The 24,683-nt window shown below is 67.2% G+C and carries 25 protein-coding genes; 11 read left to right on the top strand and 14 right to left on the bottom strand.

Annotated elements, in window-relative coordinates:
* The first annotated feature begins 106 nt into the window (after positions 1 to 106).
* The gene (locus AC1DDO_RS07585; RefSeq protein ID WP_476971657.1) at positions 107 to 1,642 is read left to right on the top strand and encodes a purine-cytosine permease family protein; all 1,536 of its coding nucleotides are present in this window, start codon (positions 107 to 109) and stop codon (positions 1,640 to 1,642) included.
* 14 nt (positions 1,643 to 1,656) lie between these two features.
* Positions 1,657 to 2,619: a polysaccharide deacetylase family protein gene (locus AC1DDO_RS07580; protein ID WP_476971656.1), complete on the top strand. Its 963-nt coding sequence runs from the start codon at positions 1,657 to 1,659 to the stop codon at positions 2,617 to 2,619.
* 116 nt (positions 2,620 to 2,735) lie between these two features.
* Here AC1DDO_RS07580 and AC1DDO_RS07575 read toward each other — a convergent pair whose 3' ends face one another.
* Complete coding sequence (locus AC1DDO_RS07575; protein ID WP_476971655.1) at positions 2,736 to 3,950, bottom strand: M20/M25/M40 family metallo-hydrolase; 1,215 nt, start codon at positions 3,948 to 3,950, stop codon at positions 2,736 to 2,738.
* 506 nt (positions 3,951 to 4,456) lie between these two features.
* Between AC1DDO_RS07575 and AC1DDO_RS07570 the strand changes: the two genes are divergently transcribed.
* The 5 genes from AC1DDO_RS07570 (at position 4,457) to AC1DDO_RS07550 (ending at position 9,129) form a co-directional block, all read left to right on the top strand.
* Positions 4,457 to 5,551 carry an extracellular solute-binding protein gene (locus AC1DDO_RS07570; protein WP_476866833.1) on the top strand — a complete coding sequence of 365 codons (1,095 nt, stop codon included), beginning with the start codon at positions 4,457 to 4,459 and terminating at the stop codon, positions 5,549 to 5,551.
* Position 5,552: 1 nt separating this feature from the next.
* Positions 5,553 to 6,440 (top strand): ABC transporter permease, encoded by an 888-nt coding sequence (locus tag AC1DDO_RS07565; protein ID WP_441408309.1) that lies wholly within the window; start codon positions 5,553 to 5,555, stop codon positions 6,438 to 6,440.
* Positions 6,427 to 7,254 (top strand): ABC transporter permease, encoded by an 828-nt coding sequence (locus AC1DDO_RS07560; protein WP_476866834.1) that lies wholly within the window; start codon positions 6,427 to 6,429, stop codon positions 7,252 to 7,254. Before AC1DDO_RS07565 ends, AC1DDO_RS07560 begins: the two co-directional genes overlap by 14 nt.
* A 9-nt stretch (positions 7,255 to 7,263) precedes the next feature.
* Positions 7,264 to 8,412, top strand: a complete 1,149-nt coding sequence (locus AC1DDO_RS07555) for an ABC transporter ATP-binding protein (RefSeq protein ID WP_476971654.1) — start codon at positions 7,264 to 7,266, stop codon at positions 8,410 to 8,412.
* 297 nt (positions 8,413 to 8,709) lie between these two features.
* Positions 8,710 to 9,129: a DUF7793 family protein gene (locus tag AC1DDO_RS07550; RefSeq protein WP_476971653.1), complete on the top strand. Its 420-nt coding sequence runs from the start codon at positions 8,710 to 8,712 to the stop codon at positions 9,127 to 9,129.
* Between the two features lie 162 nt (positions 9,130 to 9,291).
* Here AC1DDO_RS07550 and AC1DDO_RS07545 read toward each other — a convergent pair whose 3' ends face one another.
* Entirely contained in the window at positions 9,292 to 10,194 is a 903-nt protein-coding gene (locus AC1DDO_RS07545) for a helix-turn-helix transcriptional regulator (RefSeq protein ID WP_476971652.1), read from the bottom strand.
* 144 nt (positions 10,195 to 10,338) lie between these two features.
* On the opposite strand from AC1DDO_RS07545, the gene AC1DDO_RS07540 reads away from it, so the two are divergent.
* Entirely contained in the window at positions 10,339 to 11,382 is a 1,044-nt protein-coding gene (locus AC1DDO_RS07540; RefSeq protein ID WP_476971651.1) for an NAD(P)-dependent alcohol dehydrogenase, read from the top strand.
* Between the two features lie 63 nt (positions 11,383 to 11,445).
* Positions 11,446 to 11,853, top strand: a complete 408-nt coding sequence (locus AC1DDO_RS07535) for a (R)-mandelonitrile lyase (RefSeq protein ID WP_476971650.1) — start codon at positions 11,446 to 11,448, stop codon at positions 11,851 to 11,853.
* A gap of 218 nt (positions 11,854 to 12,071) precedes the next feature.
* On the opposite strand, the gene AC1DDO_RS07530 is transcribed toward AC1DDO_RS07535, so the two are convergent.
* The 3 genes from AC1DDO_RS07530 to AC1DDO_RS07520 all read right to left on the bottom strand — a co-directional run bounded on the left by AC1DDO_RS07530 (position 12,072) and on the right by AC1DDO_RS07520 (position 13,459).
* Entirely contained in the window at positions 12,072 to 12,680 is a 609-nt protein-coding gene (locus AC1DDO_RS07530) for a hypothetical protein (protein ID WP_476971649.1), read from the bottom strand.
* Between the two features lie 25 nt (positions 12,681 to 12,705).
* Complete coding sequence (locus AC1DDO_RS07525) at positions 12,706 to 12,996, bottom strand: DUF4190 domain-containing protein (protein ID WP_476971648.1); 291 nt, start codon at positions 12,994 to 12,996, stop codon at positions 12,706 to 12,708.
* Positions 12,997 to 13,138: 142 nt separating this feature from the next.
* Entirely contained in the window at positions 13,139 to 13,459 is a 321-nt protein-coding gene (locus tag AC1DDO_RS07520; RefSeq protein ID WP_476971647.1) for a GYD domain-containing protein, read from the bottom strand.
* A 233-nt stretch (positions 13,460 to 13,692) separates the two neighbouring features.
* On the opposite strand from AC1DDO_RS07520, the gene AC1DDO_RS07515 reads away from it, so the two are divergent.
* Positions 13,693 to 14,022 (top strand): antibiotic biosynthesis monooxygenase, encoded by a 330-nt coding sequence (locus AC1DDO_RS07515; protein WP_476866840.1) that lies wholly within the window; start codon positions 13,693 to 13,695, stop codon positions 14,020 to 14,022.
* Between the two features lie 11 nt (positions 14,023 to 14,033).
* On the opposite strand, the gene AC1DDO_RS07510 is transcribed toward AC1DDO_RS07515, so the two are convergent.
* Both AC1DDO_RS07510 and AC1DDO_RS07505 read right to left on the bottom strand, forming a co-directional pair.
* On the bottom strand, positions 14,034 to 14,636 hold the full coding sequence (locus AC1DDO_RS07510) for a DUF6919 domain-containing protein (RefSeq protein ID WP_476971646.1): 603 nt from the start codon (positions 14,634 to 14,636) through the stop codon (positions 14,034 to 14,036).
* Positions 14,637 to 15,188, bottom strand: a complete 552-nt coding sequence (locus AC1DDO_RS07505; RefSeq protein WP_476971645.1) for an SRPBCC family protein — start codon at positions 15,186 to 15,188, stop codon at positions 14,637 to 14,639. It abuts the gene before it with no gap.
* A 284-nt stretch (positions 15,189 to 15,472) separates the two neighbouring features.
* Between AC1DDO_RS07505 and AC1DDO_RS07500 the strand changes: the two genes are divergently transcribed.
* Entirely contained in the window at positions 15,473 to 16,456 is a 984-nt protein-coding gene (locus tag AC1DDO_RS07500; protein ID WP_476971644.1) for an ABC transporter substrate-binding protein, read from the top strand.
* Between the two features lie 233 nt (positions 16,457 to 16,689).
* Here the strand turns inward: AC1DDO_RS07500 and AC1DDO_RS07495 are convergent, their stop codons facing one another.
* Genes AC1DDO_RS07495 through AC1DDO_RS07465 form a run of 7 tightly spaced genes read right to left on the bottom strand, consistent with a single transcriptional unit; the run spans position 16,690 to position 24,506 of the window.
* Positions 16,690 to 18,123, bottom strand: coding sequence for an NtaA/DmoA family FMN-dependent monooxygenase (locus AC1DDO_RS07495; protein WP_476971643.1), 1,434 nt, complete (start codon positions 18,121 to 18,123; stop codon positions 16,690 to 16,692).
* Between the two features lie 10 nt (positions 18,124 to 18,133).
* Positions 18,134 to 19,336, bottom strand: a complete 1,203-nt coding sequence (locus AC1DDO_RS07490; protein ID WP_476971642.1) for an LLM class flavin-dependent oxidoreductase — start codon at positions 19,334 to 19,336, stop codon at positions 18,134 to 18,136.
* On the bottom strand, positions 19,333 to 20,274 hold the full coding sequence (locus AC1DDO_RS07485) for a DUF1684 domain-containing protein (protein WP_476971641.1): 942 nt from the start codon (positions 20,272 to 20,274) through the stop codon (positions 19,333 to 19,335). The genes AC1DDO_RS07490 and AC1DDO_RS07485 overlap by 4 nt, the downstream gene beginning before the upstream one ends.
* Positions 20,258 to 21,445 (bottom strand): LLM class flavin-dependent oxidoreductase, encoded by a 1,188-nt coding sequence (locus tag AC1DDO_RS07480; protein WP_476971640.1) that lies wholly within the window; start codon positions 21,443 to 21,445, stop codon positions 20,258 to 20,260. Before AC1DDO_RS07480 ends, AC1DDO_RS07485 begins: the two co-directional genes overlap by 17 nt.
* Positions 21,442 to 22,515 (bottom strand): ABC transporter substrate-binding protein, encoded by a 1,074-nt coding sequence (locus tag AC1DDO_RS07475; RefSeq protein ID WP_476971639.1) that lies wholly within the window; start codon positions 22,513 to 22,515, stop codon positions 21,442 to 21,444. Before AC1DDO_RS07475 ends, AC1DDO_RS07480 begins: the two co-directional genes overlap by 4 nt.
* A 9-nt stretch (positions 22,516 to 22,524) precedes the next feature.
* Positions 22,525 to 23,385 carry an amino acid ABC transporter ATP-binding protein gene (locus AC1DDO_RS07470; protein WP_476971638.1) on the bottom strand — a complete coding sequence of 287 codons (861 nt, stop codon included), beginning with the start codon at positions 23,383 to 23,385 and terminating at the stop codon, positions 22,525 to 22,527.
* Positions 23,382 to 24,506 (bottom strand): amino acid ABC transporter permease, encoded by a 1,125-nt coding sequence (locus AC1DDO_RS07465; RefSeq protein ID WP_476971637.1) that lies wholly within the window; start codon positions 24,504 to 24,506, stop codon positions 23,382 to 23,384. Before AC1DDO_RS07465 ends, AC1DDO_RS07470 begins: the two co-directional genes overlap by 4 nt.
* Positions 24,507 to 24,683: the final 177 nt, after the last annotated feature.

Here is a 24,683-nt window from a genome sequence, read left to right as displayed (position 1 = left end):
CACTCCGTCGCGTAGCTCTACGTTTGTTTAGACACATTGTATATAGTGGGATGTGGCCTGCGACACATAATCTTGAGGAATCCCACACACCCCTCGGAGGCTCCCAATGCGTCAAAAAACCCCAGCGGCCCCCGCCGGCACCGCGCCGGTGGCCAGCGAAGACCACGAAGCCTGGCTTCACCCCATCCCCGAATCCGAGCGGACCCGCAAAGTCTCCGGCCAGTTCTGGATCTGGGCCGGCGCCAACCTCGCCCCGATCAACTGGGTGCTCGGAGCGCTCGGCATCCAGCTCGGCCTTGGCTTCGCCGACACGGTCACCGTCCTGGTCCTCGGAAACCTGATCGGGATGCTGCTCTTCGGGTGCTTTGTCCTGCTGGGACAAAAGACCGGAGCGACCGGCATGGTGCTGGCCCGCGCCGCCTTTGGCCGCCGCGGGAACTACCTGCCGGCAGGCATCCAGGCCCTCCTGGTCATCGGCTGGTGCGCGGTCAACACCTGGATCATCCTGGATCTGGTCATGGCGCTGTTCGGAACCCTGGGATGGGTTGACCCGGAGGCCCACAACTACGCCTGGAAGATCGGCATCGCCACCTTCATCATGGCGACCCAGGTGGCCATTGCCTGGTTCGGCTACAAGGCAATCGCCGCGTTCGAGAAGTGGACCGTCCCGCCCACCATCATCATCCTGACCGTGATGTCGGCCGTGGCCTGGTTCGGCATGCAGATCAACTGGACCTACGCCGGCCCCGCGGGCCACATCCTGGAAGGCTCCGAACGAATCGCCGCGATGAGTGCCGTCATGACGGCCATCGGCATCGGCTGGGGCATCACCTGGTTCACCTACGCCGCGGACTACTCCCGCTTCGTCAGCACCTCGGTCCCCAAGCGCAAGGTCTACCTCGCCTCGGTGCTGGGCCAGTTCATCCCCGTCGTCTGGCTGGGCATCCTGGGTGCCAGCCTGGCCACCAACACCGGTGAAATCGACCCCGGCAAACTCATCGTCCTGAACTTCGGTGCGCTGGCCCTCCCCGTCCTGCTCATGGTGCTGCACGGCCCCATCGCCACCAACATCCTGAACATCTACACATTCTCCGTCGCCACCCAAGCACTGGACATCTCCATCAGCCGGCGCAAACTGAACCTGTTCGTCGGCGTCTTCTCCCTTGCCGCGGTGATCTTCTTCATCTTCCAGGAAGACTTCGCCTCCGTGCTGGACGCCTGGCTGATCGGGCTGGTCGCCTGGGTGGCCGCCTGGGGCGGGGTCATGCTGGTCCACTACTTCTGGATCGAGAAGCGCTGGCCCGGCAACCCGGCCAGGCTGTTCGACGCCGTCGGCACCAAGCGCCTGCCGGGCGTGAATCCGGCCGGCATCGCCTCGCTGATCATCGGCATCTTCGCCACCTGGCTGTTCATGTACGGGCTGGTGCCGGTCATGCAGGGGCCCATCGCCGTCGCCCTGGGCGGATGGGACTTGTCCTGGCTGGCCGGGGGACTGTCCAGCGCCGCGACCTACGCGGTTCTCGGCCCGCGGTTCCACCGCAAGTTCCTTGACGCTGCCGCCCCCAGCGAACAGGCCCTTGAGGCGTCCGAGCCTCACGCGACCGACCTCCCGGTCACGTCCACCACCCGCGCCGCCATTTAGCAGGAGACCGACCCGTGAACTTCCCCGCTTTCGCCGACACCGCCCACCCCATCACCTGGCCCGAGGGCCACCGAGCCGCAGCGTCCTTTACCTTCGACGTCGACGCCGAATCCTGCACCATTGCGCACGACCCGAAGAGCACCCGGCGCATGTCACTGATGACGCACCAGTCCTACGGGCCGAAGGTCGCCGTCCCGCGGATCCTGCAGATCCTCGAGCGCCAGAACATCCAGGCGACGTTCTTCGTCCCGGGTTTCACTGCCGAATGCTACCCGGACGTGGTCCGCCGGATCGCGGACGGCGGCCACGAGATTGCCCACCACGGCTACCTGCACGAACACATGCAGGGCATTGACGCCGCCACGGAGGCGCGGTACCTGGACCGCGGCCTGGACGCGCTGGCCAAGGCCGCCGGCGTCCGGCCGACGGGCTACCGCGCACCATGGTGGGAGCTCAACTGGCACTCCGCAACGCTGCTTGCCGACCGCGGATTCCTCTATGACTCAAGCCTGCTCGACGGCGACGCCCCCTACCGCTTCAGCGTTGCCGAAGGGGACCCCCGCGACCTCGTGGAGATTCCCGTCGACTGGGCCCTTGACGACTGGGAGCAGTACGCCTTCTACCCCGGCGTGACCGGCAGCGGGGTCATCGAAAGCCCCGCCAAGGTCCTCGAAATGTGGACGCTCGAGGCGGAGGCGCACCACGCCGCGGGGAGCTGCTTCGTCCTGACCAACCACCCCTTCATCTCCGGCCGGCCGTCAAAGGCCGTGGCACTGGAACAGCTGATGGAGCGGGTTAAATCCATGGACGGCATGTGGGTCACCACCCTGGAGAAGATCGCCCAACACACCCGCGACTCCGTCCAGGAAATCCACAGCCATGCCCGCATTGCCGTACCGGAATTCCCGGATACCGGCGCACGATTCACTCCCGCGACAGTGCGGCAGCCGCAGGGTGCCACGGGCGGCTCGAAGTAAATCAAGGCAGCCTAAATCCAGGCAGCCTAAATCAAAGGGGCCGGTCCGGCCCCGGGAAGCACAGGTCCCCGGCACGTCACTTCATCAGCAGGTGGCCGTGCCGGGGACCTGTGCGTTCAACCGGTCTTGGCCATGGCATAGGCGGCGGTGGCGTAGGCCAGGGCGCCTGACATTTCGGTGAGCAGCTCAGGGTTGGTGTTGGCGATGGTGTCGCAGGCCTCGTGGTAGCAGGGGTCCAGGTCTTTGCCGGCCGTCCCGCCGTAGGCCTGGGCCTGGGCCTGGGTTTTCCGTTCCACGTCGCCGGTGAAGAGGCCGCCGCCGGGAATGCCGGCCGAGAGGAAGGCGTCGTAGTCGGACCCGCCGTCAAAGGGCGTGGTCTCCGCCGGCAGGGCGTTCTCCCGGAAGTAGCGGAAGAAAATCTCCTCCATCGCCCCGGACCCGTCGGGGCCGGCGTGGCCGTAGTCCGAGCCGTCCCCGTCGTGGACGGAGCGCACGCCGTTGGGCGAGGCCGCCATGTCCACGTTCAGGTTCGCCGCGGTCTGGCGGACCTCGGCTTGGCTCAGCTCGTCGACGTAGTGCTGGGAGCCGTAGAGGCCGTCCTCCTCTCCGCCCCAGAACGCGAACCGGACCCGGTTGGCCGGGCTGATCCCGGCCTCCTTCAGCCACCGCGCGGTTTCCAGGACCGCGGCCACCCCGCTGGCATTGTCATTGATCCCCGGGCCCTCCTTCACCGAGTCCAGGTGCGCGCCGACTACTATGGTGCGCCCGGCATCGCCGCCCGTCTCGGCCAGGATGTTGAAGGACTCCACCTTCGGCTTGCCCCGGCCCTCGCCCCGGAACGAGAACGCCTGCCGCACGGGGGCGTACCCGGCCGCGCGCAGCTGTTCCTCGACGTACCGGGCCGACTCCTCATACCCGGAAGTCCCCGACGCGCGGTTTCCTCCGTTGGCGTCGGCCACCCGCTGCAGCGCCTGCATGTGCCCCACCATGTCCCGGGACCTGAACGCCGCCAGTACCGTCCGGGCATCCACCGCGCCCACAGGATCCAGCCGCGGCACGGAAGCACTGGGACTGGCCGACACGCTGGGCCTGGCGGACGCGCTGGGCACGGCGGGCGTGGCGGCCTTGCTCGTCGGGCTGCCGGACGGCGTGCCGGCCGCGGTCTCGGAAGTACAGGCCGACGTCGTAAGCACCACCAGGGCCAGAAGCGAGGGGATCAAGGGCTTGCGTGGGGTGGGCTTGCGCAGTCCGACCTTGCCGCGGGTGATCTCGAGTCGAGCGGTCTTACTGAATGTGATTTTGCTGAGGGTGATCTTGTTGCGGGTCATCATGCTGGGAGCCCATCACTAGTCGGTCCACGTTCGCTGGCTTCGGCTCGATTGGCAAGACGCTCGCCACTGGCGCTCCAGTAAGTCGCGGCCACCATCGCCCGGCAAATACTCCTATCAGGTCGAACCATTGTCGGTCCTAAGGCGCCATCTCCCATAGCTTCCAAAGCTGTGAATATGCTGAGGAAACCGGTTGCCGGTCCCGCCCATGCCCGAAATGCCACCTCGAGCCGCAGAATTCCGGGGAGGGCGCGGGCCCGAAAATCAGGTGTTTCTTAATGCAATACACCTGTTGACTAGTGAGCAACTTCACAGTTAGAGTTGCGAAACCGAAAAGCCGCCGGAAAGCGGATTCGAGAGTTCCAAGTGGAATTGATGGCGTGCGCGAACCGCCGCTGTCAGTTCTTCCCGCTTCCCCGCGCTACACGCAATCGCACGCACCGCACCACTCCCGCAATCCCGACACGCCGTCTTTCGGCGTGCCCGCGTCCATGAGAGGCACTTCCCCCATGACAGCATTCCGATCCACTCCCTTTGACCGCAGGCAGCTCCTCAAAGCGGCGGCGCTGACGCCCCTTGCAGGTCTGGCGCTCTCCGGCTGCGGGACTAAGCCGGCCGAAACTGCGGCCGCAAACAAGACGGTGACGGTCACGTCCTACGGTGGCTCCTACAACGACCAGCTGACCCAGACCATCCTGGACCCGTTCTCCAAGCAGTCGGGGATCCAGACCACGCTGCTGGCCAACACCAGCCTGGCCGCGCTCAAGGCCCAGGTTCAGTCCGGCGACGTGCAGTGGGACCTCGTGGAAATCACCGCGCCGGAGTATGAGGTGGCCGTGGCCGAGGGGCTGCTGGAGAAGTTCGACTACGACATCATCAGCGACAAGGGCCTGCCCGGCTACGCGAAAGCCGAGTACGGCATCAAATACCTGAGCTTCCTGTTCGTCATGGCGTGGGACCAGAAGGTCATTTCGGACGCGCAGGCCCCGAAGGACTGGGCCCAGTTCTTTGACCAGGGCAAGTACAACACCAAGCGCTCGGTGTACAACCAGCTCTCCGACAGCTCCGTCCTGGAAGCCGCGCTGCTTGCCGACGGCGTCCCGTTCGACAAGATCTATCCCCTCGACGTCGACCGGGCGCTCAGGGTCCTGGGCCTGCACCCGGGCAAGGACCGGCTGCTCTACCACGCCGCCAACCAGGAGCCCATCCAGCAGCTCACCTCCGGCGAGGTCTCCCTCTCCACCAGCTTCAACAACCGGATCAACGCGGCACGCAACGACGGCGCGAAACTGAACTTCTCGGCCGAAAACGCCGTCCTGGCGGGCGACTACTTTGTGGTGCCGAAGGGGGCCAAGAACAAGGAAGCGGCCTTCAAACTGATGAACTTCATGTCCAACGACGCCGAGGCCGGCGCCGCGTTCGACAAGGTCACCAACCTGACCCTGGCCAACACCCCGGCCCTGTCCAAGCTGCCGAAGGAAATCGCCGACACGCTGCCCACCAGCCCCCGGCTCGCGGACAAGATCCTGGTCCGCGACGACAAGTGGTGGTCGCAGAACCTGAAGAAGACCGAGCAGCAGTTCAAGCTCTGGCAGGCCAGCTGAGATGACCAACGCAACCCTGGAACGGACCCGGCCGCGGGGCCGCGGCGCGCCGCCTTCCGCCGAATCAGCACCACGACGGCGGCGCACCGGCTGGTGGCTGCTGCTGGCCCCGATCCTTGCCTTCGACGTCGTGCTGTTCCTGACGCCGCTGGGCAAGCTGGTCGGCGCAAGCTTCGCCGACAACGCCTACCAGCGGGTCCTCGAGGACCCGCTGGTGCTGCGCGCACTCGTCAACACCCTGACCATCAGCCTGGCGAGCACCATAGTGACTGTGGTGCTCGGCTACATCATCGCCATGGTCCTGTGGCGGGCCGGCAACGTCACCCGGGTGATCCTGTTCGCCGTCGTCCTCCTGCCGTTCTGGACCGGCATCCTGGTGAAGAACTTCGCCTGGGCGGTCCTGCTGCAGGACAACGGCATCGTGAACGCCTTCCTGCAGGGAATCGGGCTGACGGGTGCCCCGATCCCGTTGCTGCACAACCGGTTCGCCGTGATCGTCGGCATGGTGCACTGTCTCCTGCCGTACGCGGTGTTCCCGATCTTCTCCTCGCTGGCATCCATCGATGACCGGCTGGGACTGGCGGCCCGCTCGCTTGGGGCGCGGGAAGGATCGGTCTTCCGGAGGATCACGCTGCCGCTGAGCATGCCCGGCGTTTCCGCCGCCGGGCTGCTGGTGTTCATCATCAGCACGGGCTTCTTCATCACGCCCGTGGTGATGGGCGGGCCCGGCGACATGATGATCGCCAACCAGATCGACTACTACGCTCGACAACTCACGGACTTCTCCGGGGCCGCTGCACTCGCCGTCATCCTGACCGTGATGGTCAGCATCCTCGTGGCGCTCTACCAGCGCGTCCTCAAGGCAGGAGGCCAACATGAAGACAACTAATCCGCAGCACCGGCTGCTGGTGCTGCTATCCATCCCGGCCTTCCTGTTCCTCGTCATTCCGACGGCGATTGTGGTGCCGGTGGCATTGAACGACAGCCGCTACATCACCTTCCCGCCGGAGGGGATCTCCTTCGCCGCCGTGGCCGGGTTCTTCGCCGACCGGGCCTGGACCTCCGCCCTGACGGCAAGCCTGCAGTCGGCGGCGATCGCCGTCGTGATCGGTGTCCTGCTGGGCGCCACCGCGGCGATCGGCCTGCACGGGCGCAAGTTCACCGGCCAGCCCGCGGTAGTGGGCCTCATCCTCGCCCCTATGATCGTGCCCACCGTGGTGCTCGCGCTGGCGTTCTACCAGTTCTTCATCTCAGTGGGCATGGTGGGCAGCATTGTTCCCATCGGCCTGGCGCACGCTGTCATCGCGACCCCGTACGTGTACCTGACCACCCGCGCCAGCCTCGCCGGACTTAACCCGGCCCTGGTCCGGTCGGCGCAGAGCCTGGGGGCCGGCCCGCTCGCTGTCCTGCGGCACGTGTACCTGCCCATCATCCTGCCCGGCCTCGTCTCGGGGGCGCTCTTCGCGTTCTCGGTCTCGATCGACGAGACAGTGATGTCCCTGTTCATGCAGTCCCCGGGGGCCACAACCTTGCCGGTGAAGATGTTCACGGATATCCAGTTCAACCTGACCCCGAAGATCGCGGTGTCCTCCGCCCTGCTGGTCAGCGTCGCCACAATCGGGCTCCTGCTACAGGTCCTGTTTGTCCTCAAGCGCCGCTCTACAACCCGGATGCTGCCGCTGGCCGTGTCCGCCCAAACGTAAGGAAAGTCGATGACCGCTTCAGTGATTTCCGCGGAGTCAATTCCCGGAACGGGGAGGGCCGCCCAGGGCGCCATTGAGCTCCGCCAGGTCAGCAAGCACTACGGCGACGTCGTTGCCGTGGACGAGTTGGATCTGACCGTCCAGCCCGGCGAATTCGTGACCCTCCTGGGGCCCAGCGGTTCCGGCAAGACGACCACCATGATGATGGTTGCAGGGTTTGAAGAACACAGCGCCGGAACCGTCCTGATTGACGGTGCGCCCGTGGACTCGCTGCCGCCACGGGACCGCAACCTCGGCGTAGTGTTCCAGAACTACGCCCTGTTCCCGCACATGAGCGCACTGGAAAACGTGGAGTTCGCGCTCCGCATGAGGAAGGTGCCGCGGGCCGAACGGCGCCAGCGCGCCTCGGATGCCCTGGACCGTGTAGGCCTTGGCAAGATGGGCGACCGGAAGCCCCGGCAGCTTTCCGGAGGGCAGCAGCAGCGGGTGGCGCTGGCACGGGCGCTGGTCTTCAACCCGGCGGCCCTGCTGCTGGATGAGCCGATGGCGGCCCTGGACAAGCGCCTCCGCGAGCAGATGCAGGAGGAGATCAAGACCCTGCAGAAGAGCCTGGGCATCACCGTGCTGTTCGTGACCCACGACCAGGACGAGGCCATGGCCATGTCCGACCGGATCGTGGTGATGAAGGACGGCAAGATCGTCCAGTCCGGCCCGCCGGAGGAGATGTACAACCACCCCACCACCGACTGGGTGGCCAGTTTCCTCGGCGACACGAACCTCATCCCGTGCACCGTTGTCGAGCGGAACGGCGAGGAAGCGCTTGTGGACCTAGGCGGCCTGGGCCTGGCGCGGGTCCGGGACCGCGGGGCAAGCGGCGAGAACTACGCCGTCTCCATCCGTCCCGAGCACCTGAAATTCAGGACGCGGGCCTCGGCGGGCAACGGATGCGCCGCGACCCTGGTGTCCTCGACAAACCTCGGCGCCACGGTCCGCCATCGCCTCACGGCCGGCGGCCACGAACTCCAGCTCCGCGAACTGAGCTCGGACCGATCGGACCGGTCTGACCGGGGTGCCGGGGGTGCCGGGATCCTGCCGGATGAGGAGCTGTGGGTGGGCTGGGACGCAGACAAGGCCCAGCTGCTGGTCCTGGAGTCCTGATCCCCGGGGGACATGTCCATCCCGGACGGGGGACATGTCCGGTTGAGCTTCACCCGGCCACGGGACATGCCCTCCACCGGCGCCCGGGGATGGACATAAACCCACAATGTCCATCCCTGGGCCATGCCAGGGGACAAGTTCCTTCCAGACGGGGGACATGTCCACTCGAGCCCATTCCTTGAAGGGGACATGTCCGTTCAAGCTCCGCCAAGCCCGGGGGACATGTCCACTCCAGGCGCCACGCGCACCCTGGCCGCAAAGTCCGTCCTCAACAGGGCCGGCCCTACAATTGTCACAATGATGCCAGGACAAATATCCGCAGCCGACGGGAAGAACGTGCTCAGCGTCGGCGCGGGCATCATCACCTCGGTCTGGCAGCCCGGCTCCTTCGTTGACGTCGACGACGCCAAAGACGCCATGCGGGCCGTGGCACAGATCAGCGGCGGAATCCCGATGCCGATGCTCTCCGAAATGACGGACGTTGAAATCAGCGCGGCCGCCAGGTACGAGTTCGCACAGACCACAGGGGTGCTGGCCATTGCAGTGCTGGGATCCAGCACCGTGGATCGCGTCATCGCCGCGGCCATGAGCCGGCACACCAGGTATCCCCACGAATTCTTCACGTCCAGGGACGAGGCCATGGCCTGGCTGCACAGCTTCATTTCCGGCCGGGGCGAGCCCGGTGGCTTCGGGGACGGCATTTCCGCCCTGGCGTGAGACCACCGGTGTGAGGGACCGCCGGCGCGAGAGACCACTGGTGTGAGAGACCGCCGGCGTGAGAGACCACTGGTGTGAGAGACCACTGGTGTGAGAGACCCCCGGCCTGAAGGAACACCGGCCTGAGACACCCGGGTGAACTTTCCGGTCGGTCAGGGGCGCTTAAGCCTTCTCCGCCGTCGTGACCGTGGTAGCCGCCTCGGCCTCCTTGACCTGCCGGTCGGTCGCGGCCCAGCTGGCCAGGAGATGAAGTGCGTCCTCCGTCGCTGAGCCGGGCTCGGCGGTGTAGACCAGCAGTGACAGGCCGGCGTCGGCCGAGACGTCCAAGGCCTCGAACATCAGGTGGAGTTCCCCGACCACCGGGTGGCGGAGATGCTTGAGGCCCGTGTAGTGCTGGCGGACGTTGTGTGCGGCCCACAGCGTGCGGAATTCCTCACTGCGGGTGGACAGTTCGCCCACAAGGTCGGTCAGCCCACGGTCGTAGGGGTCCCGGCCGGCCTCGGTGCGCAGGATCGCGACAGTGTCGTTCGCCGCACGCTCCCAGTCCGGGTAGAAGCTGCGCGAACGGTGGTCCAGGAAGATGAACCGGGCATGGTTTGCCGGGCGGACCGGACCCGCATACATGTCCGAATACAGGGCGTAGCCCAGGGGGTTCGCTGCGATGATGTCCATGCGCCCGTTCCGGACAAACGCCGGCGCGTTGGTGATGGCGTTCAGTGTCAGCTGGACGCTGCGTCGAACAGATTCAGCGGGACGGGGACGACGGCGGGTCCGGCTTCCCGGGGCAGCCGCACGGGCCAGATCGAAAAGGTGGGCCCGTTCGGCGTCGTCGAGTTGCAGGGCCTTGGCCACAGCATCCAGCACGCTCTCCGAAACCCCTGACAGGTTTCCCCGTTCCAGCCGGGTGTAATACTCGACGCTGACACCGGCCAGCATCGCGACTTCCCCGCGGCGCAACCCCGGGACCCGGCGCTTGGCGCCGTAGACCGGCAGCCCCGACTGCTCGGGGGTGATCTTGGCCCGGCGCGAGGCAAGGAACTCGCGGGTCGCGTCTCGATTGTCCATGCCATCAACGTTAGGCCTTGCCGCCCACTAAGGGAGACCCTGCCAGTACCCCTATCAGCAGGGACTCCCTCTGTGCTGCGATGACGGGTTTGATGGATGGTGTTCCGTTGAACAACCTCCAACGATCAACAAGCAGGAGATTCATTGCTTACCGTCAACGCTTACGCATCACCGTCCGCGACCGAGCCGCTCGCCCTCACCACCGTCGAGCGCCGTGACGTGGGCCCGCACGATGTCCTGATCGAGATCAAGTACGCCGGGATCTGCCATTCGGATATCCACACCGTCCGCGGCGACTGGGGCCCGCAGACCTACCCGCTGGTTCCCGGCCATGAGATCGCCGGGATCGTCACCGAGGTCGGTTCCGCCGTGACCAAGCACACCGTCGGTGACCGCGTCGGCGTCGGCTGCATGGTCAACTCCTGCGGCGAGTGCGTCAACTGCCAGGCCGGCGAGGAACAGTACTGCCTGGCCGGAAACACCGGAACCTACGGCGCAGTCGACCGTGACGGCACCATCACCCAGGGCGGCTACTCCACCCACGTGGTGGTGGCAGAAGACTTCGTGGTCACCATCCCCGAGGGCATCGAGCTCGACGTCGCCGCGCCACTGCTGTGCGCCGGCATCACCACCTACTCGCCGCTGAACCACTGGGGCGCGGGGCCGGGCAAGAAGGTCGCAATCGTGGGCCTGGGCGGCTTGGGCCACATGGCCGTCAAGATCGCCCACGCCATGGGAGCAGACGTCACTGTCCTGTCCCAGTCGCTGAAGAAGCAGGAAGACGGGCTGCGCCTGGGCGCGGACCACTACTACGCCACGAGCGACGAAAGCACCTTCACCGACCTCGCCGGCACCTTTGACCTGATCATCAACACGGTCAGCGCCCCGATCGACATCAGCGCCTACCTGCAGCTGCTCTCCCTCGACGGCGCCCTGGTCAACGTCGGTGCACCCGCGGAACCGCTTCCCGTCAACGTGTTCTCCCTGATCATGGGCCGCCGTTCCTTCGCCGGCTCGGCTATCGGCGGCATCCGCGAAACCCAGGAAATGCTCAACTTCTGCGCCGAGCACGGCCTGGGCGCCGAGATCGAGGTCATCCCGGCTGCCAAGATCAACGACGCCTACGAGCGCGTCCTGGCCTCCGACGTCCGCTACCGCTTCGTGATCGACACGGCGACCCTGAACTAGGACGCGGCCGCAGGTCGAGCCAGCGACAGCGAAATCAACACCGAGCACACACCCTGTGAGGAAATGACAGTGGAAATCCAAACCAAGAAGCCAAGCGTCAAGGGGCCGGCGCAGATGTTCACCGGCGCCGTCTGGTTCGACGTCATCGCGGCCCCGCAGCCCGAACCGTCCCGCATGCGCGTCAACGCAGTGCACTTCGCGCCGTGCGCCCGCACGGCCTGGCACTCGCACGCCGTCGGGCAGACCCTGCACGTCACCGAAGGCGTCGGCCTGATCCAGGCGCGCGGCGGCGAGGTGACCGTGATCCGCCCCGGCGACACGATCTACACGCCCCCGGGCGAGTGGCACTGGCACGGCGCCGCGCCGGAGCATTTCATGACCCACCTCGCGATGTGGGAAGCCCCCGCCGACGGCATCGAGTCCGAGTGGGGCGACCTCGTCACCGACGAGGAATACAACTCCGCCCACTAGCCCAATCGCTGTAACACCGTCGCCGAAACTAGCACAATCTGCAACTAGCACAGTCGTGCCAAAACCACCCCGCCGCCGGTGCGGAGCCCAACCGCCCCTGAGGGGCCCGGGCCCGCACTGGCACGGGCGGGGGTGCGCGGTTGCTGCCTTGGACGTCGGCTTAACCGGCCGCGGTCAAGCTAAAGGCCCTGGAAGCGGCGGTCTAAGAGGTGCCACGGCTAGGACCCCGGCGCGGCCGGGACGATCCAGAAACCCGCAACTTCACCGGTCCCGGGTCCGGTCATGCGGCGTTCGGCCTGGGCGTGCGCCGGGCCGGCCGCAAGGTCCACCTGCGCTTGCATGGCCTTCCCGCATTCGATGGTCAGTTCAAGGTTCCCGCCGTCACGAAGTTCGTCCTGGGAGATCGAAAGATAGCCCTTCGGCGCACCCGTGCAGGCAGCCGTCACCGTATAGGTTCCCTTCGCCAGGGCGCTGACCGACTTGCGCAATCCCGCGCCGCCCATCCCGCCGGCGCCTTCCAGCACGATCCCGGCCGGCCGGGCACCGAGCACTGCTTTGAGCTCATCCAAGTTGCGCGTCTCCGCGGTGGCGATATCCGGGCCCGCCGGGACCGGCGGAGGTGCGGCCCGCCCGGTCCTGCTGGGGGCCGCCGTCGGCGCCGTCACGTCGTCGGGATACTCACACCCGGCCAGGCCCGCTGCCGTGCCCGCCACTGCCAACAGGAGCGCCGCGGCGCGCATCCAGCGCGTTCCCTGGCCGCCCGCCCCGCCGAATGGCCTGCGCCGTGACTTCCGCTGTGATTTGCCGAATGGCTTCCCCAGTGACATGCCCCGAGCCTACTGGCAACCTGGGCTATTGGTGCTGAAAGGAGAACGCTGTCGCGTAGTAGATCGTGGACGCGAGGGCCAGCGAGGCGAGACCGTAACCGATCACGAGGGCGGTGAGCGCCAGCCCGCGTCCCCTCTCCCCGCGCATCCTGATCTGGTTGAGCGACGCATGGCCGGCACCGACGGCAAAAACGGCGAGAACCGCCACGCCCGCGCCGGCGGTGCCGATCACCGCCAGTGCGGCCAACGCCAGCGAGGCAACAGCCAGACGGTTAAAGCGCGTGCCCTGACGCATTTGCAGCTCAGGCAGTCCCATGTGTCCCCCGATTCACGTAGCTGGACCGAGTCTAGCCCCCGGCCCACAGCGGGTGCGGCGCCATGGACACGCGGCCCGTCCGGTGTTGGTGGGGTGAGATCGTGCGTTCGGGAGATTGCGGTGGGGGATTGCGGCAGGGGAACTACTGCCCCGGCGGCCGGTACGACGGCGTCTTGCTGACTGCCTCGTCCAGGTCCTCCGCCGTCATGAGCGGCTTGAGGTGCAGGTCCACCGCCCCGGTGGAATTGATCATCAGGGACAATGCCACGGCGTTGGCCTGTTCGGGGATGTCGAAGACCCCCACGACGTCGGTCTCGCCGAAGGCATAGTAGAAGCTGTCGAGTGAGCCGCCCACCGATTTGAGGGCTTCGACAACCGCGTCACGCCGCTTGGTGCCGCCCTCCCGCATGAGGCCCTTGATACCGTCGCCAACGTAGTTCGCTTCGAACAGATATTTGCTCATGGTCATTTTCCTATCCTGTGACGCCCAGGACGTCGGCCTCCCGAATGCGTGGCCGCTCCCGACGACGGAAGGTCCGGGGCTGGTCCCCAGAGTGGGGCTCTGCCCACATGCTAGGCCTTCCGCTGCACCCGTACAACGGTTCATTTGCAGGCCTCAGCCGCGCTGCGGGCAGTCCGGCCCTACCGCTGCCCGGGGGACAGGAACATAATCGCGGTATCAACCCCGTACGGACAATGGAGGCGATCGACGTGTCTGTTTATACGCTTGGAATCTGGCTGGTGCATCCCGGTCGCGAGAACGATTTTGTGCAGGCCTGGCGGGATCTGGCCAGGAAAACGAAGGAGGATTTTCCCAACGCGAAAGCCGTGCTGATGCACGACCGCGATGTCAAGAACCGGTTCATCAGCACCGGTCCGTGGGATTCCCTGGAACAGATTGAGCAGTGGCGGGATTCTGCACTCTTCAAGCAGAGCGTCGAGGCAATGAAGGACATGCTGGAGCATTTCGAGTCACGCACCCTGGACGAGGCAGCAAGTATCGGCTGGGACGCAACCGACATGTGACGTCCCGCAGGCTAGCCGGCCTCGAGCGCCTCATAGACGGCGGCCAGCAACACATCGTTCCGGCCCCAGACGGGATCGAAGATTTCCACGTACCAGGCATCCGCAAGGACCAGGGCCAACGTCTCATTGGACTCCGCCGCCCAGTCCCGGAGCTGGTCTTCGCCTTCGGGCCCCTCGCTGCTCCCCAGCACAGTGACGACGGCGTCGTCCTGCACGGTCACCGGGATGGAGGCGCTGCTCGCCTCGCCAGGGGCATGGGCGACCGTCACCAGGCCGGTCCGGGTGGACAGCGCCAGGAGCGCCGACGCCGTCTCCGGGCTGCAGAATGCCGTCACGTACGCGCGCTGCGCGAGGCCACCGACCTGAACACCGGGCTGCGATTCCTTGGTGAAGAGCCCGTTCCGGTTGAGCCGGGCAAGCTCTCCGGCGATCGCCGTGGTCTCGTCGTCGAACCCGGGCGTGAAAACTCCAGGCTGGTATTCGCTGTTGCCCTCCAGCCAGCGGGCGGTCAGTTCGCCGGCTGCCGGGATGGTGGTGGCCTGCCGCCAGACTTCGCGGTCCGCGAGAAGCCGGCCGAAGCTGTCCCTTTCCGTCGTAAACCTGTCCTCTGACATTCAGGCCTCCTTTGCGGCGGGCGGCGGCGTGGGCTGGGGCGTGGTTTCCGCTGTGGAATGGGGTGTGGGCTGCGTCTGCGGGGCGTGGTGCTGCAGGAGCAGGGACAGCCGTTCGCAGCTGACCCGGAGCGCCTCCAGCTCACGCCGGCTGTAGTCCTCGATGATCGCGGTGACCCGCCCGGCGGGGTACTCGTCGTCGACCTCGAACTCATGGTGCAGCGTGACCTCGGTGAGCCCGTCGGCCGGCCGGACCTCCCAGTCGCCGCCGAGTTCCCGGAGCGGGGTTTCGAGTTCCAACTGGTGGAACTCGGCACGGTGGCTGGCGGCATCGAACACGCGCCAGCTGTGGCTTGAACTGAGCGAGCCGTTGGAAACAACCGACGTACGGAGCTCGTGGGCCACGTCGTCGCCGCTGACACGCTCGGAGTAAACCGTCAGTCCGTCGAGGTACGGCCAGTGCGAGGCATCGCGCAACATGCTGAAGACAAGGTCGGCCGGGGCGTTGATGCTGAGCCGGTGCGTGGTCCGGTGCGTCCTCTGGTGCGTGCTCACTGACAAGTTCATCCCTCCTTTGTCGTGCTGTCACCGTGCAGGTCTTCTTAGCAGGCTAGGCCAGTTGGGGCCCGCCGGGAACAATTCCGTCCCCCCGCGTCACGCAGGGCAATCTTCAGTAACACTGGGGCCTCCGCCGGCCGCTTCCGTGGACGCCGGATGAACAGGTATTACCGCCTGTATCCCTTGGTTTCACCGGGTTTCACGGCGCTTTGACCGGGTTTCCGGCGCCCCGGATAGTTGCTGGCATCAGCACCACAGACCACCCCTTTCAAGGAGAATACATGTCCGGTCTTTCATTCAAGTCAGGCGTCAGCCTCGCGTTGGCGGCCAGCACCGTCCTGGGCCTCGCGGCCTGCTCCGATCCCAGTGCCGCCGCTGCCGGCGGCACTGCGGCGGCGCCGCCGTCCTCCTCTGGTGTGAAGCAGTTCAACCTCTCGCCGCAGCAGGACCGGATCAAGGCAACGGTGGATTCCGCGGCCGCCGCGCTGGTCCCGGAGGCCGTCAAGAAGGACGGGAAACTGACGGTGGCGGTGAGTCCGTTCGCCGCGCCGCTGGCCGTTTACGCCACCGACAACAAGACCCCGGTGGGCAACGAGGTGGATCTCGCCGTCGCGCTGGCCGAGTCGCTGGGCCTGGAAGCGGACATTGTCCCCACCGCATGGGCCGACTGGCCGCTCGGCGTCGATTCCGGCAAGTACGAGGCGGTGCTGTCCAACGTCACCGTCACGGAGGAGCGCAAGCTCAAGTTCGACTTCGCCAGCTACCGCGAGGACAAGCTCGGCTTCTACGCCAAGGCGGACAGCAGCGTCACCAAAGTCGAATCGGCCCCGGACGTCGCCGGCAAGCGCGTGATCGTCGGCTCGGGCACCAACCAGGAAGCGATCCTGCTGCGATGGGATGAGGAGAACAAGAAGAACGGGCTCAAGCCCGTGGAATTCCAGTATTACGACGACGACTCCGCCTCCCAGCTGGCCATCCAGTCCGGCCGGGCTGACCTCACCTTCGGCCCCAACGCCACGGCAGCCTACAAGGCGGCCTCCGACGCCAAGACCAAGCTCGTGGGACTGGTGGACGGCGGCTGGCCGCTGAAGGCAAGCATCGCCGCCACCACCAAGAAGGGCAACGGATTGGCCGCCGCGGCCCAGGCGGGGCTGAACCACCTGATCCAGGATGGCACCTACGCCAAGATCCTGGACCGCTGGGGCCTGTCCGCGGAGGCCGTGGCGAAGTCGGAGCTGAACCCGGCCGGCCTGCCGAAGAAGTAACCAGTCAATCGATTGCTCCGTAACCGCCCTTCTGGGGGCTGAAAACGGCGGTTACGGAGCAATCGATGCTGCTGAAGCCAAAGAATCCCCGCCGGGAACGTCTCCGGCGGGGATTCTTTGTGGCTGCGTGCTGATTTCTGCCTGGAAAGTCGATTGCTCCGTAACTGCCGTTATGGGCGCTGAAAACGGCAGTTACGGAGCAATCGATGGTGCTTGTCTGGGCCTGAGCTTCCCTAGGCCTGTGCTGGGACGGAGTTGGCCTCTGCGCCGGCGGCTGCGCGCACAGGGGTGGCCAGGCCGAGGTTCTCCCGCAGTGTGCTGCCCGCGTACTCCGTTGGGTACACGCCGCGTTCCTGCAGCTCCGGGACCAGGTGATTGACGATGTCATCGAGTCCGGACGGGATGAGCCACGGCGAGATGTTGAAGCCGTCCACGGCGCCGGTGCGGGCGTATTTGGCCAGCCGGTCAGCGACCTCGGTGTAGGAGCCGGTGAAGGTGGAGTCGCCCCGGCTGGTCTTGGCCGAGACGAACTCGCGGATGGACAGGTTCTTCTCCTTGGCTTCGGCGCGCCACTGGTCGGCCAGCTGGCGGGCCTTGGCGCCGTGGAAGCCGCTGCCGCGGGTTTCGGAGGTTTCTTCCACCACGGGATCGATCTCCGGCAGCGGTCCGTCGGGATCGTAGCCCTGCAGTTCCCGGCCCCAGAACTGCTCGAGGTACGCGATGGCCTGTTGCGGGCCGATCTGCAGGCTGCGGACCCAGGCCTTCTTCTCGAGGGCCTCCTGCGGCGTGGCGGCGAGGATGAACTCGGTGGCGGGCATGATCTTCACATCGTTGGCGCCCCGGCCGGCCCGGAGCGTGCGCTCCACGATGTCGCGGCGGAACGCCAGTGCGTCCTCCAGCTGCGGGTGAGCGGAGAAGATGACGTCCGCCTGGCGGGCGGCGAAGTCCCGGCCCTCGGGCGAATCTCCGGCCTGGAACAGCACCGGGCGGTACTGGGCGCTGCGCGGCAGCCTCGGGGTGACGTCCAGGGTGTAATGCTGGCCCGCGTGGCGCACCCGGCGGACCGCACCCTCCGCCGACCACCGGGGCGCCGAGGCTGACGGGGCGATGGCGGCGTCGTCCCCCGCATCCCAGATCCGCTTGGCCGTTTCCACGAAGGCCTCGGCATGGGTGTACCGGTCCGCGTGGTCCAGGTAGCCGCCGCGGCGGAAGTTGGCGCCGGTCCAGGCGTTGTCTGTGGTGACGATGTTCCAGGCCGCGCGGCCGCCAGAGAGCAGATCCAACGTGGAGAGCCTGTGGGCCAGGTCTGCGGGGTCGTTGTAGGTGGTGTTCTGGGTTGCGACCAGACCGATCCTCGTGGTCACCGCGGCGAGGGCCGCCAGCGCGGTCTGCGCGTCGGGGCGGCCGGCGACGTCGAGCGCGTGCGGGCGGCCGAGGTGCTCGCGCAGCCTCAGGCCCTCGCCGAGGAAGAACGCCGCGAACAGGCCGCGCTCGGCGGTCTGGGCGATGCGACGGAACGACTCGAAGTCGGTCTGGGAGCCGGACTCGGCAGCCTTCCAGACGGTCCCGGAGTTGACGCCCTGGAAGAAGACGCCCAGCTGGAGCTGGCCGGACGGTTTGAATTCAGAGGGCGTGAATTCGGTGGCGGGGTTGGTGCTCTGGCTCATGATGGGCTCCTTAGTTTTCCTGGCCGGCGGCGCTGGTTGCGGCACTTGCCCCGGCGGCATAGCGGCTGGCGGGCCGCGCCAGCCCCAGTTGATCGCGGAAGGTGGCGTCCGGGGTGTTGGGGGCCAGGAGCCCGCGCCGGCGCAGCTCAGGCAGCACCCGCTGCGAGAGTTCCTCGATATCCGTGCCCAGCACGGCCGGGTGCAGCCGGACGCCGTCGGCCCAGGCCAGCACCTCGGTGAGCAGCTCGGTCAGCTCGGCCGCCGTTCCGACGAACCGCGCCCGCGGGCTTTGCCACACCGCGTGGCTGTCCAGTCCGGCCAGCCTGTCGGCGGCGGCTTGGCCGCGGGAGTCCAGCACGACGTCGAGCTCGGCGATCAGCGCAGGCTCGCTCCCGCCGGCGGCGAGTCCTGCCCGCGTCTCCGCGAGCTCGGCGGCCAGCAGCTCGGGAGCCGGGGCCGAGACCAGGAGCGCATCGGCTGCCCCGGCCGCGACTGCCTCCGGGCTGAGGAGCCCGGCCGGGGCCAGCACCGGAAGCTGGCCCTGGAGCGGCCGCGGAATGATCGACGGTCCCTTGACGGAATAGCTGCCGTTGTCGACGTCGATGTAGTGCAGCTTGTCGACGTCGAGGTAGCGCCCGGTGGGGACGTCGCGGATCACGGCGTCATCCTCCCAGGAGTCCCAGAGCCTGCGGCTGACCTCGATCGAATCGGCGGCCTCCCGGGAGAGCCCCTCCCCGGGCACAGTGTCACGTCCGACGGCGGCGGCATCGGCGGCACTGGTGGAGGAGGCCGCCAGCCAGCCCGCCCGGCCGCCGGAAACGTAGTCCAGGCTGGCCAGCTGGGTTGAGACGTGGAATGGCTCCGTGTAAACCGTGTCCACCTCCGGAATAAGGGCAAGGGAGCGCGTCACAGGACCGGCGAACGCGGCGCGCTGCAGGGCGTTGAGCCGGGCCGCCGTGTCGGGACGCTGCCCCGGCTGGCCGGCCTGGCCCGCCGGCAAGGGTTCCGGAAGGCCGGGGTCGGAAAATGTCGCCGCATGGAACCCGGCAGACTCGGCGGCGAGTACGGCGCCGCGGAGGTGTTCCGGGGTCAACACGGAGGCGGGTGCCGTGCGGGAAAACCGCCATGCGGCCGGGTGGCTGCCGGCGCCGTCCAGCTCCAGCAGCAGGAGGCCGCGACCCCGGGGCTCGTTCTTGGTGGGCGGGGTGCTCATGAGGCGTCCTGACGTTCGTAGGGGATCTGTTCGCCGGCTTCGATGGCCACCGGCAGGCGGTTCTCGGCCGGCGGCAGCGGGCATGTGGCGAGGTCGGTGTAGGCGCACGGCAGGTTCACTGCCCGGTTGAAGTCGAGCCGGACCGTGCCGTCGGCGCCCGGTGCCGGCACCGTGAGCGAGCGGTTGGCCGCATAGGTGGTCTTGCCCGACGTCGCGTCCGTGAACAGCACGGACAGCGTCCCAGGTGCGTGGCCGTTGAAGGCGGTGAGGCTCAGGTCCTCACCGTGCAGCCGGAAGCGGATTTCCCCCGGCGCCTCGTAGACGTGCTGGATTCCCTCGACCGCCGCGCCTACGGTGGTGGCCCGTGGTTCGGCGAATGGAACAAATATTCCGGAGACGGCATATTCGGTGCTGGGGGCGTAGGCCGGCGTGCCGCGGTAGCCCGTGAGCAATGGGTTCAGGGGATGCCGGGGCCGCACGACATAGCGGCCGCCGCGTTTGGCGACCTCGATCACCGTGTGCCCGGCGCCGTCGTCCTCCACGCGCAGATTCAGGCCCTCGCGCTCGGTAATCGGGCCGAGGAACACGGTGGCCCCCGTCCCGTCGGGGTTTAGTTCCTGCCCGTCGCGGAGGACGCGTTCGCCTGCCCCCAAAACCAGGCGGACGGCGTCGTCCTCAACGCTCCACGTGCCCGGCGCGCCGTCCAGCCGGGCGGGAGCGGAGTCCAGCCAGTGGAGGTGCGTGACGGCGAGGAAGCCGTGGGGGTCGGCGCGGTGCCGTTCGTGCGCGGCGTGCCAGTCCGCCCAGACGGCTTCGAATGCACGGGCGGCTTCGAACTCCCGCTCGGCGCTGCTGCCCGGAATGGTCCGGCTCTCCGGGGTACCGGCGCCCGGGAATTCCAGATCAGGGCGGCCGTCGGTGTCAGTGGGTGTAGACATGGGAGCTCCTGTGCTTGTTGTGGTCGGCGGCGACGCGGGCCGCGGCGTCGGGTTCGGTGCTGCCTGCAATGCCGGCCACAGCGCCGGGGATGCCGGCCCCCGGCCGGCCGGCGTACGGGTCGCCGTCGGCCCACAGCGTGGTCGGCGCTGCGGCGCGGACGGCCGGAATGACCTCGAGGGCGAAGCGCTCCAGGATGTCCAGCTGCTGGCCGAAGGGCAGGGTGGTGGGCAGGGAGATCGACTGCAGGTCGTGGCCGTAAAGCGCGTGGTAGCTGAGGATCTTCTCGATCACCTGCTCCGGGCTGCCCACCAGGGCCGGGCCTTCGGCGACCGCGTGGTCGATGTCCCGGTAGGGGGAGTTGTTGCCGGGGACATTCCGCCCGGTCGTGAGGGCCTCGTAGACCGGGCCGAACTGCCGCTTGGCCTCCTGCGTGGTGTCCGCGAGGAACACCCCGCCCGCGCCGGAGCCGGAGCCCAGGTACTGGCGCCGGGGATCGTGGCCGTGGCGGTCGTATTCTTCGCGGTAGTGATCGATCAGAACCTTGTAGTTCTCGCGGGGCTGGATCGCATTGGCAGTGAACAGCGGATCGCCCCACTGTGCCGCCAGGGCCGCCGAGGCCAGGCTGGTGGCGGATCCGTGCCACACCCGGGGCGCTCCGGCAAAGGGCCGCGGCGTGGTGGTGGTGGGCTCGGTCAGCGCGGAGCGGAACCTTCCGGACCACGTGACGTTCTCCTCGGTCCAGAGCCGCCGAAGCAGCCCGTACTTTTCCGCCAGGAGCTCCCACTGGTCCGCCAGGTCCAGGCCGAACAGCGGGTACTGCAGCACCTCATTGCCCTTGCCGATCACCAGTTCCAGCCGGCCGCGGCTGAGCTGGTCGATCGTGGCGTAGTCCTCCGCGACCCGCACCGGATCCAGCACGGAGAGCACGGTCACGCCGCTTTGGAGCCGGATATTGGTGGTGACCGCGGCGATGGCCGCGAGCACGGTGGTGGGGGAGGAGGAGATGAACTCGCCCGCATGGCGTTCCCCCACCGAGAAGCTGTCGTAGCCGAGTTCTTCGGCCCGGCGCGCGGTCTCCACCACCTGGTTGAGCCGGTCCGCGGTGGAGACGATTGCCCCGGTGACGGGGTTCTTCAGGTGCGGGATGATGTCGAGGACCTGGAACTTCACTGTGTTTTCCCTGCAGGAGCAGCCCCGAAGTTGGCCTCGGTGACGGTCTTGGACTCCGGAAGGGCTTCCTCGGCGAGTCCCCAGCGGTCCAGGACCTTGGCGTAGGAGCCGTCCTTGATCGCGGAGTTCAGCGCGTCCGTGATGGCCGGGGCCAGTCCGTTGCCCTTCAGCGTAGTGGCCGCGACCAGGGTCTCGGACGGCCAGCCGGCGTTGACCTTGCCCACCACCTTGAGGTCGTCCCGGGTGTTTTCGCGGTACGTGACAGACGGATAGGGCGCGAGGTTCAGGTCGGTGCGCCCGGAGGACAGGGCCAGGATGGTGTCCGCGTCCGAGGAGTAGTACTGCAGCGCCGCCGGTGCCTTGCCCTTGGCCTCGAGCTCCTTGTTCCACGCGATCAGGATCTTCTCCTGGTTGGTGCCCGACCCCACCGAGATCTTCAGGCCGGAGATGTCATCGGAGCCCTTGATGTTGTAGCTGGAGCTCTTCTTGGCCTCGAAGCCCATGTACGCGGCGCGGTAGCTGGAGAAGTCGAACAGCTTCACCCGTGCGGCGTTGATGCCCACGTTGGAGAACACGGCCTCGAAGTCGCCGGACTGCGTCTTCAGCGGCCAGTTCTCCCAGGAGGTCACCTGGACATCCAGCGCCAGGCCCAGCTTGTCCGCGACCAGCTGGGCCAGGTCCACTTCGACTCCGATCGGGGTCTTGTCGTCCGTGGCGTGGAAGGACAACGGAATGGCGCCCGCGGTGGTGGCCACGGTCAGCTTGCCGTCCTTCCCGATCAGCTCGGGCACCTCGGCGGCCAGGGCCGCATCCTTCTCCGCCCGGATCCGCTGCTGGTCCGGTGAGGTGTTGTAGACGACGCCGTTGCGTGCCGCCGTCGCTGTGTTGCCGCTGGACGCGCCGCCTGCAGCGGCGGAGGCTCCGGGATCGGCGCAGGCGCTCAGCGCCAGCGTGCCGGAGAGGGTGCCGATCAGGACGAGGGCGGGAAGCGCCGCACGCTTCCGCCGGGGACCAGTACTGGGGCGGGCGGTACTGGCACGAATGGTATTGGGGGCGGTGCGGATTGCCATGGGTGTTCCTTAGATGTTGAAAGCGGGTTCGATCACTTTGGAGAAGAAACTCCGGGTGCGCTCTTCCCGCGGGTTGGTGAAAATCTCTTTGGGCGTGCCTTGCTCGACGATCTGGCCCTGGTCCATGAACACCACGGTGTCCGCGACGTCGCGGGCGAAGCCCATCTCGTGCGTGACGATGATCAGCGTGGTGCCGGACTTGGCGAGCCCGCGGATAACGTCCAGGACTTCGTTGACCAGCTCCGGGTCCAGGGCCGAGGTGGGCTCGTCGAAGAGCAGGATCTTGGGATCCAGGGCAAGTGCCCGGGCGATCGCGACGCGTTGCTGCTGGCCGCCGGAAAGCTGGCGCGGGTAGGCGCCGGCCCGGTCCTTCAAGCCCACCCGGTCCAGCAGTTCCAGCCCGCGTGCGCGGGCCTCGGCCTTGGTCAGCCGGGGCTTTCCAACCCGCGGCGCGACGACGGGCGCCTCGGTGACGTTTTCCAGCGCGGTCAGGTGCGGGAACAGGTTGAAGTTCTGGAACACCATGCCGATCTCGGTGCGCTGCTTCAGGATCTCTTTTTCGCGCAGCTCGTGCAGCCGGTGGCCGCGGACCTCGTAGCCCAACAGCGTGCCGTCGATCGCGATGAACCCGGCGTCGACCTTCTCCAGGTGGTTGATGGTGCGCAGGAGGGTGGATTTGCCGGACCCGGACGGGCCGACGATCACGGCGACGCCGCCGGGTTCGACCGTCAGCGTGATGCCCTTGAGGACTTCCGTGGTGCCGAAGGACTTGCGGACCTTGGTGATCTGGACCAGGCCCCGGGTGGGTTCGGCGGTCCCGGTTGGTCCGGTGGATCCGGCGGTTTCCGCCGTGAGGACTTCGGCGCTCATCGGGTGCCCCTTTCCTGGGTCGTTTCCCTTGTGGCGGGCGCATGCGTGGCGAGGAATTTGCAGGCCTTCTGCAGCGGGGTCAGCGGCAGGGTGCGGACGGCGCCCTTGGAGTAGTGGCGCTCGATGTAGTACTGGAAGACGCTCAGGACCGAGGTGATGACGACGTACCAGAGGGTGGCCACGAGCAGCAGCGGCAGGACCTGCTGGGTCCGGTTGTAGATGACCTGGACGGTGTAGAACAGCTCGGAGTAGGCCAGGACGTAGACGATCGAGGTGCCCTTGACCAGTCCGATCACCTCGTTGAACGCGGTGGGCAGGATGGCCCGCATGGCCTGCGGCAGCACGATCCTGGTGGAGCGCCGCCAGGCCGGAATGCCCAGGGCGGCTGCGGCCTCGAGCTGGCCCTGGTCCACGGAGAGGATGCCGCCGCGGATGATTTCGGCGGAGTAGGCGGCCTGGTTCAGGGTCAGGCCAAGGACGGCCGCGGCGAACTGGCTGATCAGGGTGGTGGTCTGGGCCTCGAAGAAGCGCACGTCCGTGAAGGGGATGCCTAGGCTGATTTTCTCGTAGAGGTAGCCCAGGTTGTACCAGAGCAGCATCTGCACCAGCAGCGGTGTGGAGCGGAAGATCCAGGAGAAGGTCCAGGAGACGGAGACCAGCAGCGGGGACGCGGAGAGCCGCATCAGGGCCAGGATGAATCCCAGGATGAAGCCGAGCGCCCCGGAAATCGCCGTCAGCTTGAGGGTTTCCAGCAGGCCATTCACGATCGACTGCGCGGTGAACCATTGCGCCACCACGCCCCACTCCCAGCGCGGGTTGGTGGCCAGGGACCAGGCGATGCCGGCCACGCCCAGGGCGACGACGGCGGTGCCCACCCACCGCCACGGGTGGCGGGCCGGGACCAGCCGGTAGTCGGCGTAGTCGGTGGCGGCCTGCCGGCCCGCCGAAGCGGTGCCGGAGGTTTCGGTGCCGGAGGTTCCGCTGCCGCCTGCGCCGGAGGGGTTCGTGGCTTCGGCGCCGGGTGTCCCGACGGCGGCCGGTGTGGTCTCGGGTACGGATTCGATGCCGGCGGACGCCGGCCCGGGGGTGGACTGCGCCACCGGGGTTGCTGTTGAACTCATGCGCCACCTCGCTTCTTCCAGTTGCTGTGGGGGTACGGTTGGCTGCCAATCTAGGGCCGTGCGAAAACGCGCAGCAAGGCGGCAAGTTGCATACGTTCACGCAGGTTCGCGCGGCGTCACACGACGAATTCTTGCCCCGATTTACGCCGCGTTACGCGCGGTGAACGGCCGTGACCG

It is taken from the genome of Arthrobacter sp. 10N43 (assembly GCF_056394525.1).
This window is presented reverse-complemented; position numbering and strand designations above follow the sequence as displayed.

Coding starts and splice junctions, on each gene's coding strand:
- AC1DDO_RS07585 (WP_476971657.1), top strand. CDS start 107: ATGCGTCAAAAAACCCCAGCGGCCCCCGCCGGCACCGCGCCGGTGGCC.
- AC1DDO_RS07575 (WP_476971655.1), bottom strand. CDS start 3,950: ATGATGACCCGCAACAAGATCACCCTCAGCAAAATCACATTCAGTAAG.
- AC1DDO_RS07570 (WP_476866833.1), top strand. CDS start 4,457: ATGACAGCATTCCGATCCACTCCCTTTGACCGCAGGCAGCTCCTCAAA.
- AC1DDO_RS07565 (WP_441408309.1), top strand. CDS start 5,553: ATGACCAACGCAACCCTGGAACGGACCCGGCCGCGGGGCCGCGGCGCG.
- AC1DDO_RS07560 (WP_476866834.1), top strand. CDS start 6,427: ATGAAGACAACTAATCCGCAGCACCGGCTGCTGGTGCTGCTATCCATC.
- AC1DDO_RS07555 (WP_476971654.1), top strand. CDS start 7,264: ATGACCGCTTCAGTGATTTCCGCGGAGTCAATTCCCGGAACGGGGAGG.
- AC1DDO_RS07550 (WP_476971653.1), top strand. CDS start 8,710: ATGATGCCAGGACAAATATCCGCAGCCGACGGGAAGAACGTGCTCAGC.
- AC1DDO_RS07545 (WP_476971652.1), bottom strand. CDS start 10,194: ATGGACAATCGAGACGCGACCCGCGAGTTCCTTGCCTCGCGCCGGGCC.
- AC1DDO_RS07535 (WP_476971650.1), top strand. CDS start 11,446: ATGACAGTGGAAATCCAAACCAAGAAGCCAAGCGTCAAGGGGCCGGCG.
- AC1DDO_RS07530 (WP_476971649.1), bottom strand. CDS start 12,680: ATGTCACTGGGGAAGCCATTCGGCAAATCACAGCGGAAGTCACGGCGC.
- AC1DDO_RS07525 (WP_476971648.1), bottom strand. CDS start 12,996: ATGGGACTGCCTGAGCTGCAAATGCGTCAGGGCACGCGCTTTAACCGT.
- AC1DDO_RS07520 (WP_476971647.1), bottom strand. CDS start 13,459: ATGAGCAAATATCTGTTCGAAGCGAACTACGTTGGCGACGGTATCAAG.
- AC1DDO_RS07515 (WP_476866840.1), top strand. CDS start 13,693: ATGGAGGCGATCGACGTGTCTGTTTATACGCTTGGAATCTGGCTGGTG.
- AC1DDO_RS07510 (WP_476971646.1), bottom strand. CDS start 14,636: ATGTCAGAGGACAGGTTTACGACGGAAAGGGACAGCTTCGGCCGGCTT.
- AC1DDO_RS07500 (WP_476971644.1), top strand. CDS start 15,473: ATGTCCGGTCTTTCATTCAAGTCAGGCGTCAGCCTCGCGTTGGCGGCC.
- AC1DDO_RS07495 (WP_476971643.1), bottom strand. CDS start 18,123: ATGAGCCAGAGCACCAACCCCGCCACCGAATTCACGCCCTCTGAATTC.
- AC1DDO_RS07490 (WP_476971642.1), bottom strand. CDS start 19,336: ATGAGCACCCCGCCCACCAAGAACGAGCCCCGGGGTCGCGGCCTCCTG.
- AC1DDO_RS07485 (WP_476971641.1), bottom strand. CDS start 20,274: ATGTCTACACCCACTGACACCGACGGCCGCCCTGATCTGGAATTCCCG.
- AC1DDO_RS07475 (WP_476971639.1), bottom strand. CDS start 22,515: ATGGCAATCCGCACCGCCCCCAATACCATTCGTGCCAGTACCGCCCGC.
- AC1DDO_RS07470 (WP_476971638.1), bottom strand. CDS start 23,385: ATGAGCGCCGAAGTCCTCACGGCGGAAACCGCCGGATCCACCGGACCA.
- AC1DDO_RS07465 (WP_476971637.1), bottom strand. CDS start 24,506: ATGAGTTCAACAGCAACCCCGGTGGCGCAGTCCACCCCCGGGCCGGCG.